Source organism: Streptomyces sp. NBC_01304 (genome assembly GCF_035975855.1).
GTDB lineage: Bacteria > Actinomycetota > Actinomycetes > Streptomycetales > Streptomycetaceae > Streptomyces.
Map to the genome: position 1 here is coordinate 7,695,825 of NZ_CP109055.1, position 11,577 is coordinate 7,707,401.

11 protein-coding genes are annotated in these 11,577 nt (G+C 71.0%); 6 read left to right on the plus strand and 5 right to left on the minus strand.

Annotated elements, in window-relative coordinates:
* Positions 1-23 precede the first annotated feature (23 nt).
* Positions 24-782, minus strand: a complete 759-nt coding sequence (locus OG430_RS34245) for an SDR family oxidoreductase (protein ID WP_327356518.1) — start codon at positions 780-782, stop codon at positions 24-26.
* Positions 783-915: 133 nt separating this feature from the next.
* Between OG430_RS34245 and OG430_RS34250 the strand changes: the two genes are divergently transcribed.
* The 3 genes from OG430_RS34250 to OG430_RS34260 all read left to right on the plus strand — a co-directional run bounded on the left by OG430_RS34250 (position 916) and on the right by OG430_RS34260 (position 5,158).
* A complete protein-coding gene (locus tag OG430_RS34250; RefSeq protein ID WP_327356519.1) occupies positions 916-2,556 on the plus strand; it encodes an alkaline phosphatase D family protein in 1,641 nt (546 codons plus the stop codon).
* Between the two features lie 203 nt (positions 2,557-2,759).
* A complete protein-coding gene (locus OG430_RS34255; RefSeq protein ID WP_327356520.1) occupies positions 2,760-4,052 on the plus strand; it encodes a Bcr/CflA family multidrug efflux MFS transporter in 1,293 nt (430 codons plus the stop codon).
* On the plus strand, positions 4,007-5,158 hold the full coding sequence (locus tag OG430_RS34260; RefSeq protein WP_327356522.1) for a serine hydrolase domain-containing protein: 1,152 nt from the start codon (positions 4,007-4,009) through the stop codon (positions 5,156-5,158). Before OG430_RS34255 ends, OG430_RS34260 begins: the two co-directional genes overlap by 46 nt.
* 18 nt (positions 5,159-5,176) lie before the next feature.
* Here OG430_RS34260 and OG430_RS34265 read toward each other — a convergent pair whose 3' ends face one another.
* The gene (locus OG430_RS34265) at positions 5,177-6,523 is read right to left on the minus strand and encodes a hypothetical protein (RefSeq protein WP_327356523.1); all 1,347 of its coding nucleotides are present in this window, start codon (positions 6,521-6,523) and stop codon (positions 5,177-5,179) included.
* Between the two features lie 178 nt (positions 6,524-6,701).
* On the opposite strand from OG430_RS34265, the gene OG430_RS34270 reads away from it, so the two are divergent.
* Positions 6,702-7,694, plus strand: coding sequence for a small ribosomal subunit Rsm22 family protein (locus OG430_RS34270; RefSeq protein ID WP_327356524.1), 993 nt, complete (start codon positions 6,702-6,704; stop codon positions 7,692-7,694).
* A gap of 111 nt (positions 7,695-7,805) precedes the next feature.
* On the opposite strand, the gene ddaH is transcribed toward OG430_RS34270, so the two are convergent.
* Positions 7,806-8,618 (minus strand): dimethylargininase, encoded by an 813-nt coding sequence (gene ddaH, locus OG430_RS34275; protein ID WP_327356525.1) that lies wholly within the window; start codon positions 8,616-8,618, stop codon positions 7,806-7,808.
* Between the two features lie 127 nt (positions 8,619-8,745).
* Positions 8,746-8,949, minus strand: coding sequence for a DUF6243 family protein (locus tag OG430_RS34280; protein ID WP_327356526.1), 204 nt, complete (start codon positions 8,947-8,949; stop codon positions 8,746-8,748).
* A 136-nt stretch (positions 8,950-9,085) separates the two neighbouring features.
* Between OG430_RS34280 and OG430_RS34285 the strand changes: the two genes are divergently transcribed.
* The gene (locus OG430_RS34285; protein ID WP_327356527.1) at positions 9,086-9,727 is read left to right on the plus strand and encodes a TetR/AcrR family transcriptional regulator; all 642 of its coding nucleotides are present in this window, start codon (positions 9,086-9,088) and stop codon (positions 9,725-9,727) included.
* A gap of 29 nt (positions 9,728-9,756) precedes the next feature.
* Here the strand turns inward: OG430_RS34285 and OG430_RS34290 are convergent, their stop codons facing one another.
* On the minus strand, positions 9,757-10,623 hold the full coding sequence (locus tag OG430_RS34290; protein WP_327356528.1) for a glycerophosphodiester phosphodiesterase: 867 nt from the start codon (positions 10,621-10,623) through the stop codon (positions 9,757-9,759).
* A 236-nt stretch (positions 10,624-10,859) separates the two neighbouring features.
* Between OG430_RS34290 and OG430_RS34295 the strand changes: the two genes are divergently transcribed.
* On the plus strand, positions 10,860-11,576 hold the full coding sequence (locus tag OG430_RS34295) for a bifunctional DNA primase/polymerase (RefSeq protein WP_327356529.1): 717 nt from the start codon (positions 10,860-10,862) through the stop codon (positions 11,574-11,576).
* Position 11,577 lies beyond the last annotated feature (1 nt).

An 11,577-nucleotide genomic window follows, 5' to 3' on the forward strand; every position in this document is an offset into this window, starting at 1 on the left:
GGGGCGGGGTGGGGGAAAAGTAGTTATCCGCGCCCGATATAAGGCATGTTGGTCGCCATAACCGTCGCGAACTGGACGTTCGCCTCGAGCGGCAGCTCAGCCATGTGCCGCACGGTACGAGCCACATCCGCCACGTCCATCACCGGCTCAACCGCCATGGCCCCATTGGCCTGCAGAATCCCGGTCTGCATCCGCTCCGTCATATCCGTCGCCGCGTTGCCGATGTCGATCTGACTCGCAGCGATCCGATAAGGCCGTCCGTCCAAGGACAACGACTTAGTCAGCCCCGTCATGGCGTGCTTCGTCGCCGTATAGGCAATCGAGTGCGGCCGCGGCACATGCGCGGAAATCGACCCGTTGTTGACGATCCGACCCCCCTGCGGCGACTGCGCCTTCATCGCCCGGAACGCCGCCTGCGCACACAGGAAGGCCCCGTTCAGATTCGTGTCGACGACGTGACGCCACGCGTCGTACGAAAGGTCCTCCAGCGGCACCCCACCGGGCCCGAACGTCCCCGCGTTGTTGAAGAGCAGATCGACCCGCCCGAAACGCGAGTGCACCGCGTCGAAGAGCGCGGCCACATCCTCCTCGCGCGCCACATCCGTACGCACGATCAGCGCGTCCGCGGACTTGGCGAGGGACGCGGTCTCCTCCAGCGCCTCCACCCGCCGCCCCGCGAGGGCCACGGACCAGCCACCGCGCACCAGCTCCACCGCGACCGCCCGGCCGATGCCGGACCCCGCTCCCGTGACCACCGCGACCTTCGTTTGCACGTCATTCATGGGGCCGCAGCGTACGGGACGTACGTCCATCCAAGGCTCATCCGTCCGCCATGTGATTGTTGTGTACGCGCCAGCCAGAGGTCGTCCCCCGCCACTCCAATGCACCTGACAACAGACGTCAGGGGAGGGGCACATGACACCCGCAGCGCACACATCCGGCCACCGCAGGGACGCCGAACTCCGGGCCGCCGCACGCCATTTGGGGCGCCGGCGCTTTCTGACCGTGACCGGAGCGGCGGCAGCGCTGGCCTTCGCCACTAACCTGCCAGGTATGGCGCATGCCGCAGAAATGGATGCCGCCCGGATCGCCGAGGACCCCTTCACGCTCGGGGTCGCCTCGGGGGACCCGCTGCCCGGCAACGTGCTGCTGTGGACGCGACTCGCCCCACAGCCCTACGCACCCGACGGCGGGCTGCCCGCCGAGCGGGTCACCGTCCAATGGGAGCTCGCACACGACGAGCGCTTCCGGCGCATCGCCAGACGCGGCTCCGTCACCGCGCACCCCGAGTTCGCGCACTCGGTGCACGTCGAGGTCGACCACCTCGGCGAGGACCGCGTCTACTTCTACCGCTTCCGCACCGGCAGCTGGATCAGCCCGGTCGGCCGTACCCGCACCGCGCCCGGCCGCGGCGACCACAGCAGCGAACTCACGCTCGCCGCGGTCTCCTGCCAGGCGTACCACGACGGCTACTACACCGCGTACAAGCACCTGGCCGGTGACGACGTCGACGTGGTCTTCCACCTCGGCGACTACCTCTACGAGTACGCCGTGAACGCGGTGGGCGGCGCCCGCAACTACACGGACCGCACCCTGCCCGCGCACTACAACCGGGAGACGGTGACGCTGGAGGACTACCGGATGCGGTACGGCCTCTACAAGTCCGACCCCGACCTGAAGGCCGCGCACGCCGCACACCCCTTCGTCGTCACCTGGGACGACCACGAGGTCGAGAACAACTACGCGAGCGGCATCCCCGAGAACGACGTACCGCCCGAGCAGTTCCTGCTGCGCCGGGCCGCCGCCTACCGCGCGTACTGGGAGAACCAGCCGCTGCGCCGCCGGCAGGCGCCCGAGGGCGCGGACGCGCAGCTCTACCGCCGACTGCACTGGGGCAGGCTCGCCCAGTTCGACATCCTCGACACCCGCCAGTACCGCTCCGACCAGGCGTACGGCGACGGTGCGCACATACCCGGGCCCGAGTCCGACGACCCGGCGCGCACCCTCACCGGCGCGACCCAGGAGCGCTGGCTCCTCGACGGCTGGCACTCCTCGCGGGCCCTGTGGAACGTCGTCCCGCAGCAGGTCACCTTCGCCCAGCGCCGCCTGGACCTGAACGCCCAGGCGAAGGTCAGCATGGACGCCTGGGACGGCTACCGGGCCTCGCGCGACCGGATCCTCGCGGGGGCCGCGGCGATCGGCATCGAGAACCTGATGGTCCTCACCGGGGACGTGCACGTCGGGTACGCCTTCGACATCAAGCAGGACTTCGACGATCCGGCGTCGCGGACGGTCGGCACGGAGATCGTGGCGACGTCGATCTCGTCCGGGAAGGACGGGGCGGACAAGCCGGCCAACTGGGACACGTACATGCGGGCCAACCCGCACATGAAGTTCTACAACGGCCGTCGCGGCTATGCGGTCGTCACGCTGGGCCTCGAGCAGGCGCGGGCGGACTTCAAGACGGTTTCGGCGATCACGTCGCCGGGGGCGCCGATCGCCACCGCGGCGTCGTTCGTGACGGAGGTGGGCGATCCGGGGCTGAAGCCGGTTTAGTCCCCACCCCGCCCCTTCCCGAAATCCTGCGGAGCCTTCCGCCCTCCGGGCGGTGTCCTCAAACGCCGGACGGGCTGATTTATCAGCCCGTCCGGCGTTTGAGGACTTTCGGGAAGGGGCGGGGTGGGGAAACAAATGGTCCCGACCACAACCAGCCACCTGAGAACATGGGAAGGACGTAAACAGCCGGGAGGGCGCAACGCATGGGGCCGAAGGACATAGCCGAGATCGATCGGACGAAGGCGGAGGCTCCGGCGGCGGACGCGGAGAAGGCCAAGGCCCGAAAGACCGGCATCCTCACCACCCTCGTCCTCGGCGGCCTCACCGCAGTCCCACCCCTCTCCATGGACATGTACCTCCCGGCCCTGCCGGAGGTGACCCGCGTACTGAACGCCCCCGCCGCCACCGTCCAGCTCACCCTCACCGCCTGCCTCGCCGGCATGGCGCTCGGCCAGCTCGTGGTCGGCCCGATGAGCGACAAGTGGGGCCGGCGCAGGCCCCTCCTCGTCGGCCTGCTCATCTACATCGCCGCCACCGCGATCTGCGCCTTCGCCCCGAGCGCCGAGATGCTGATCGGGTTCCGGCTGCTGCAGGGCCTCGCCGGATCCGCCGGGATCGTCATCGCACGGGCCGTCGTGCGCGACCTCTACGACGGCGTGGAGATGGCCAGATTCTTCTCCACGCTGATGCTGATATCCGGCGTCGCCCCGATCGTCGCCCCCCTCATCGGCGGCCAGGTCCTGCGCCTCACCGACTGGCGCGGCATCTTCCTGGTCCTCACCGCGATAGGCATCGCCCTCACCGCACTGGTCTGGCGGCAGCTCCCCGAGACCCTGGCCCCCGAGCACCGGCACAGCGGGGGAGTGGGGCAGGCCCTGCACACCATGCGCGGCCTGTTCGCCGACCGCGTCTTCACCGGCTACATGCTCTCCGGCGGCTTCGCCTTCGCCGCGCTGTTCGCGTACATCTCCGCCTCGCCCTTCGTGATCCAGGAGATCTACGGGGCATCCCCGCAGACCTTCTCCCTCCTCTTCGGCCTCAACTCCGTGGGCCTGATCGCCGTCGGCCAGATCAACGGCAAGGTCCTGGTCGGCCGCGTCAGCCTCGACAAGGCCCTCGGCTTCGGCCTCGCAGTGATCACCGTGGCCGCGGCCGCCCTGCTGCTCATGGCGGGCGGCGTCTTCGGCGACGTGGGACTGGTCCCGATCGCCGCCGGACTCTTCGTCCTGATGTCCGCGATGGGCCTCGCGATGCCCAACACCAACGCCCTCGCCCTGATGCGCACCCCGCACGCCGCCGGCTCCGCATCCGCCCTGATCGGCACCTCCTCCTTCCTCGTCGGAGCGATCGCCTCACCGCTCGTGGGCATCGCCGGCGAGGACACCGCCGTACCCATGGCCGTGGTCCAACTGGTCTGCGCACTGGCCGCGATCGGCTGTTTCGTGGGACTGTGCCGTCCCTGGCAGGCGAAGCGCGCGGAGGGAGCGGAGCACTGAGCTCACCACGGCTGCGCCCAGGACCCGCCGAACGGGCCGGTCTCGACCCCGGGGAACTGAAGCTGCTCGTGCGCGAGGTGCGCCGGCTGCCCGCGCACTGGTGCGCGGGGGCCGTGGTCCTCGCCGGGCGCGGACCGGTGGTCGCCGTCGAGGAGGCGGCCGGCTGGGCGGTCCGCCACCGGTCGGCGGACGAGGAACTGCCCGAGCACCGGTGGGTGCCGATGACCGTGGGCACGCCCTTCGATCTGGCGTCGCTGACCAAGCTGTTCACCACGGTCGCCGCCGTGCAGCAGATCGAACGCGGGACGCTCGGGATCGACGCGCTCGTCGGGGCGTACGTTCCCGAGTTCACCGGCGCCCGCGAGCACGGCATCACCGTCCGCCATCTGCTCACCCACACCTCGGGCCTGCGCCCCGAACTCCCGCTGTACGACTGCCCGGACGACGAGGCCAGGCTCGCGGCGCTGCGCACCGAGGCACCGCTGACCGCACCAGGCGATACGTATCTCTACTCGGACCTGAACATGCTGCTCATGCAGCACGTCCTGGAACGCCTCACCGGGCGGCGCCTGGACCAGTTGATCCGCGAGGGCATCACCCGGCCGCTCGGCATGACCCACACCGGCTTCGGCCCGTGCGCCTTCGCCGCGGCGACCGAGGACCAGCGAAAGCCCTGGGCGAAGCTGGACCGGGGCATGGTGCGCGGCACCGTGCACGACGAGAACGCCCATGCGCTCGGCGGGGTCGCGGGCCACGCCGGGCTCTTCTCGACGGCGCACGACCTGGCCGTGTTCTGCCGGACCCTGCTCAACGGAGGCGCGTACGGCACCGCCCGCATCCTCGGCCCCGACTTCGTCGACCTGATGCTGGCCGCTCCCGGGCTCGGCTTCCGGGTCGATCAGCCTTGGTTCATGGGCGAGTTGGCGGGCGCGGGCGCGGCGGGCCACACCGGTTTCACCGGCACCTCCCTGGTGATCGACCGCGCCACGGACGCCTTCCTGGTGCTGCTCGCCAACACGGTCCACCCCCGCCGGACCCGGCCCGACAGCACCCCGAGAGCGGCGGCGGCCACGCGCCTCGCGAGGGCGGCACGGGCCCGCGCGTGAACGACGGCTGATCGACGCCTACGGGCGCCGGGCGTACCCGATCAAGTGCTGTACGTCCGTGCCGTCCGCCCACCGGAAGATCCCGGTCTCCCCGAGGTCGTACGCGGGCAGCCGCAGGCTCGGCGACAGCGCCTTCGGCTCCGCGGTGTCCAGGGGAACCTCCACCGGGGTCCCGCCACCGGCGAGCGCGTCGTCCGCACTGCGCGCACCCGTCGCCCCGTACGCAAGGCCCTGGTCGGTGACCGTGGTCAGGGTCAGCGACTTGGCGACGCCGTCCTCCTCGAAACAGTGCCCGGCCTTCTCCGCCAGGTCGAAGGCGAGATTGCCCGCGACCAGATACCGGCCGCCGGGGGACAGCACCGCATCCGGGTAACGCCCGGGTTCTATCGCCGGCTTGTGGCACTGGACCGACGCGAGCACCTTTCCGTCCGCCGCGTCGTGCACCGCCCACAGGTCGAAGTCGGCGGCCCCCTTGCCGCCCTTCTTCTTGCCCCACTTGGCGAGCACCCGGTCGCCGGTCACGGACGTCGGCGTACCCGAACCCGGGTCCGCGCCCTTCGGTGCGACCTTGCGGGCATGCCACGCGCCGCGCACCCAGAACTCGCCGGCACCGCTGATCAGCAGCCCCTTGCCGGTGAGGGCGCGGACCTCGGTCAGCCGGTGACAGTTCTTGCAGCCCTTGGGGTACGCGAGGTCGGCGGGCCCGTACTTCGCCGTCCGCCCGGTGACCGGATCGATCACGGCCGCGCGCGTGGTGCCCTTGCCGATCAGCAGCCCGGGGCCCGAGCCGCTGACCGCGGGCGCCTCGGACCAGGGCAGCTCGACGCGCTGCCGGGTGCCGTCCGCGGCGTCGTACAGATCAAGCGAAACGATCTTGTCGGCCTCGCTCAGCGGATCGGCCGCGAACTTTCCGAACGACCAGGTCGCGAAGTACTGCCGCCCGTCCTTGGCCAGGGCCACCAGGCGCGGAAATCCCGCAGGCCGGTCGGCCAGGGGGCGCCACGGCTCGCCCTGCCAGATCCGCTTGCCGGTCCGGGCGTCGACGGCCCTGATCCGGAACCGGTCCTTGCCGACCTGCTCGGCATACGCGATCCGGCCCGCCGCCTGGGCCACCGCGAACTGCTCCGAGACGCCGCTGATCTCCCAGCCCTTCGCGGTGTCGTACGCCGCCGGGACCTCCAGCCGGGTGTCCGGACCACCGCCCTTCGCCTGCGACTGCTGGGGCGGCTTGCCGCCTGCCTTGCCGCCTTGGTCCGCGCCCTCGTCCTTCTCGTCCTTGCCGCCGGCGCACATGGCGAGGAGGAGCAGCAGGGCCAGGACTCCCGCGAGGACGACCAGCGCCTTGCGCACGATGTTGTCTGCCACCGGTCCCCCCACCCGCACAGTCAGTGGTCACTGAAGGTCGTCAGCGTAGCAACGCCCCCTGACATCACAGCAGTTCAATCAGGTCACCGTTCACCTCACGGTTCGCGTCACCGGCCCGGGCGGAGCGGTGCGCGGGGCGGCGCGGAGCCGGCCCTGGAACCGGCCCTAGAATTTCCGGGTGAACGCCCCCTTTTCCCCCGCCCCCGCGGACGCCCTGCGCTCCGCCCTCGCCGGGCTGCTCGACGGGCTGCCGCCGAAGCAGGCCGCGCAGGCCGTCGACCGGCTGATCGCCAACTACCGGGGGCGCACCCCGACCGACGCCCCCATCCTGCGCGACCGCTCGGACGTGGCCGCGTACGCCGCGTACCGCATGCCGGCGACCTTCGAGGCGGTACGCGCCGCGCTCGCCGGACTCGCGGACGCGGCGCCCGAGTGGAGTCCGGGCAGCCACGTCGACGTCGGCGGCGGCACCGGCGCGGCGACCTGGGCGGTCAGCGCGACCTGGGAGTCCGGGCGTCCGGTGACGGTGCTCGACTGGGCGGAACCCGCGCTGACCCTCGGGCGTGAACTGGCCGCCGCGAACCCGCTGTTGGCGGAGGTGGACTGGCGGCGCTCTCGTATCGGATCGGCGCTCAGCATCGAGAGCGCTGATCTCGTCACGATCTCGTACGTCCTGGGGGAGCTGACGGAGGCGGACCGCGGGTCGGTGGTGGCGGCGGCCGCGCGGGCCGCGCAGGCCGTGGTGGTGATCGAGCCGGGCACCCCCGACGGCTACGCGCGCGTGCTCGCGGCCCGCGACGCGCTGCTCGCGGCGGGCTTCTCGATCGCGGCCCCGTGCCCGCACGACGGGGCCTGCCCCATCGAGCCCGGCGCGGACTGGTGCCACTTCTCGGCGCGGGTCAGCAGGTCGTCCCTGCACCGGAAGGTCAAGGGCGGGTCCTTGCCGTACGAGGACGAGAAGTTCAGCTATGTCGCCGCCGCGCGGTTCCCCGTGTCCCCGGTTGCGGCCCGGGTGACGCGGCGGCCCCAGATCCGCAAGGGGCAGGTGCTGCTTGACCTGTGCACGCGGGATTCGGGCTTGGCCCGGGCCACGGTGACGAAGCGCCATGGCGCCCTTTACCGGGAGGCGCGGGATGTGGACTGGGGCGATCCGTGGGTGCAGGGCGACTGATTCATCCGCTCCCCGCCCCTTCCCGAAATCCTGCGGAGCTTTCCGCCCTCCGGGCGGTGTCCTCAAGCGCCGGACGGGCTGATTCATCAGCCCGTCCGGCGCTTGAGTTCCCTACCTCAACTCCTGGGTGCAGCACTTCACGCTGCCGCCACCCTTGAGCAGCTCACCCAAGTCCATCCCGATGGGTTCGAAGCCGCGAGACCGCAAGGGCTCGAACAACCCCACCGCCGCCTGCGGCAGCAGCACATGCAGGCCGTCGGACACCGCGTTCAGCCCCAGCGCAACCGCATCCGCCTCGGAGGCGATGAGCGCATCCGGGAACAGACGACGCAGCACCGCCTGGCTCCCGGCCGAGAACGCGTCCGGGTAGTACATGACGGAGTCCGCCGCGTCGTCGAGCACGGCCAGCGCCGTATCCAGGTGGTAGTAGCGCGGATCGACCAGGTCGAGCCCCACCACCGGCCGCCCGAAGAATTCCTGCGCCTCCCCGTGCGACAAGGGGCTCGCCCGAAACCCCCGCCCGGCCAGGATCCAGGATGCGGTGACCGCGAAGTCGCCCTCGCCCTCGTTGATATGGGCGGGCTCGTGGATCTCGGCGAAGCCGTGGGAGTGGAACCAGTCGAGATGGGCCTCGGCCTCCGCGGCCCGCTCGCGGTAGGCGAAGCGCGCACCGAGGACCCTGCCGTCGATCACGGTCGCGCCGTTCGCGGCGAAGACCATGTCGGGCAGGTCGGGGCGGGGGGAGAGCTCCTCGACGGTGTGGCCAAGGGCGCGGTAGCGGCCGGCCAGGTCCTCCCACTGCGCGATCGCGAGCGGGACGTCGACGGGTTTGGCGGGATCCATCCAGGGATTGATGGAGTACGTGACCTTGAAGTGCGCGGGTGGGCACATCAGGTAACGCCGGGGTGTGGCGTGACGAGGCAAAGAGGGCTCCTCACGGTCGTCAGAGCAGCGGAGTTCCGGTATGTCTTCCGGTGCTGCCCATGGTCCGACGTGAGGAGCCCTAATGCGCGGTGGCGAACGGGTTGTTTTCCCGGCCGTCCTCTCCGCGTCATGACGCGGGGTTCGTCCTGCTCGTCTCCGAGCTCTCCGCGCGGCCCTCCTGCAGCTTGCGCAGGAGTTCCTTCTTCTGTGCCTGCGGGCTGAGTCCGCCGCCCGCCCGGCCGCCGTTGCCGCCGCCCCGCATCGACTTGCGCGACATGTTGCTGCGCGTACCGCCGACGCCCAGCATGCCTCCTGCTCCACCTCGGGTCATGACTGATTCCTCTCGTTGACATCGGCCACGAGACGGGTCGTCTCGCTTCGATGTGCCTACTCTGAACGAGACGGTTCGTCTTGTCAAGGGGTTTCGAGACGAGACGTATCGGCTCATGCGCTGCTAGATTCAGGGCATGGCCACAAAGACCGCTCCTGACTCATCGCGCCGCAGCGACCGTTCCCGCCGCGCGATCTACGACGCCGCCCTCGCCCTCGTCACCGAGGTCGGCTACACCAAGACCACGATCGAGGCCATCGCCTCCCGCGCGGGCGTGGGCAAGCAGACGATCTACCGCTGGTGGTCGTCCAAGGCCGAGGTGCTCCTAGAGGCCTTCGTGGACCTCGGCCACCAGGCCGAGACCCAGGCCGCCGAGGCCGCGGGCGAGCAGCCCGGCGCGGTCATCGCCGCGCTTCCGGACACCGGGGATGTCGCGACCGACCTCAAGTACGTCCTGCGCACCACGGTCGACGAACTCCTCGACCCCAAGTACGACGCCCCCTACCGCGCGCTGGCCGCCGCCGGCATGGACGACCGCAAGCTGAGCGAGGACTTCGTAAAGAAGCTCCTGATGCCGGCCTTCGACCTCTACTCCGACCGGCTGCGCGCGGCCCAGGAGGCCGGGCAGGTGCGCGACGGGATCGACGTACGCATCGCCCTGGAGCTGTTCGTCTCACCCGTCGCCCAGCGCTGGCTGCAGGGCACCGGACCGCTCACGCACGAGTACACCGACACGCTCGTCGACTACGCCCTGCACGGCCTGGCCCCGCGCGACTGACCCGCGCCCGGAGATCCGCCAAAAGGGCCCTAGCCCTCGCTCAGCGGCTGCGCCCCGGCCCTGGCCACGCCCTTGATCGGCGTGCGCGCGAGGAGGCCCGGCGCGTCCGTGATCACGCCGTTGCAGCCGAGGCGCAGGACCCGGTCGCGCTGCCCGGGAGTGTTCACCGTGTGCGCCCACACCCGGGGAATGCCGGAGCGGACGGCACGTACGAGATCCCGGTCACGCGCTTTGTAGTCCACATCGAGTACGTCGACGAAGGAGGCCCAGCGCTCCGGGTGGTCGCCCTTCATCTGCTTCGCCGACCGCCACAGCTGGGCGTTCAGGCCCAGGCCGTGGGCGCGGCGGGCGACCGAGGGCCGGTTGGAGTTCACGAACACCGAGCGGGTCAGGCCGCGCACCTTGAGCATCCCGGCCAGCGTCCTGAGGCTCTGCGGGTCCTTGGCCTCCAGCATCAGTACGACCTTGCCGCCGAACCGCTCCAGGACCTCCGCCACCGTGGGCGGCCGTTCGGACCGCCACTGGCCGTGCAGCCCCCGGTCGGGGCGCAGCCGCACCTGCTCCCAGTCGGCGCGGGTCAGCGACCGGACCGGGCCCCTGCTGTGCGTCGTACGGTCCAGTTTCGCGTCGTGCATCGCGACCAGCGTGCCGTCCCGCAGTATCCGGGTGTCCACGTCCAGGACCTGCGCGGTGCCCCGCGCATGGGCCGCCATCAGGCCGGACATCGAGTTCTCCGGCACCTCCAGGGCGCCGCCCCGGTGTGCCGTGTAGACGACTTGGGGGAGCGCGTCGACCGTCAGCGGACCGCCGCCCCATTCCAACGGGGTGAGCGATCCGGCCTGTCCCGCGAGGGCCAGTGCGGTGAGCACGGCCGCCGGCACTGTGGTGGTCACCATGCCGACCAAGGTAGGGGGACAAATCACCACTTGCCTGGCAATGACACCCGGCGGCTGGCATCACCCCAGGTACCCCGGATGTGGACTGCGGCCACCCGAGGAGCAGGATGGTGGCACCATGGGACGGAACGAGGGCAGGGCCTGTCCGGCGGATCAGGCCGGATGAGTCCGACCACGACCAATAAGTGGGCCGCCCCCGGCATGATCCGCCGGGCAGGCCCTGAGTGAGGGGATTGATGGGCGCGGAGTTCGGCCGCCGGTCCGGCGGACAGAGCAGGCTCTCCCAGTGGCTGCGTACGCGACGTCCCAAGGAAGCGGAAGGCGACGGCGGCCGAGAGGCCCTGCTTGTCGCTGCCGCCAAGGCGGGACTGCCGCTCGCGCCGGCCGCGTACCCCTCCGGGTACCGATGTTCCTGCGACCGCATCGGCTGTCCGACGCCCGCCAGGCACCCCGTCTCCTTCGCCTGGCAGACCCAGTCCACGACCGACAGCGCCCAGATCGAGCGGTGGGCCCGGCACCAGCCGGAGGCCAACTTCATCACCGCCACCGGCATGGTGCACGACGTGCTCGACGTACCGCTCGACGCGGGCCACAGCGCCCTGGAGCGGCTGCTCGCCGCGGGCGTCGAGGTCGGCCCCGTCGCCGAGTCCGGCGGCGACCGCATGCTCTTCTTCACCGCGACCCGGGGCACCCCCGAGGACGAGGACGAGTGGTGGCCCTGCGAGCTGGACTGCCACCCCGAGACGATGGACGAGCACCCCGGACTGCGCTGGCACTGCCGGGGGTCCTATGTACTCGTGCCACCCGCGCGGCTTCCCGGCGAGCTGGCCGTGACCTGGCTGCGCGGCCTTGAGCACGGGCTGCCGGACCCGCTGACCTTGCTTGAGCCGTTGCAGGATGCGTGCGCCGAGTACTCGGGGGACGAGACGGCGGCCTGGCCGCTCCGTCACTAGG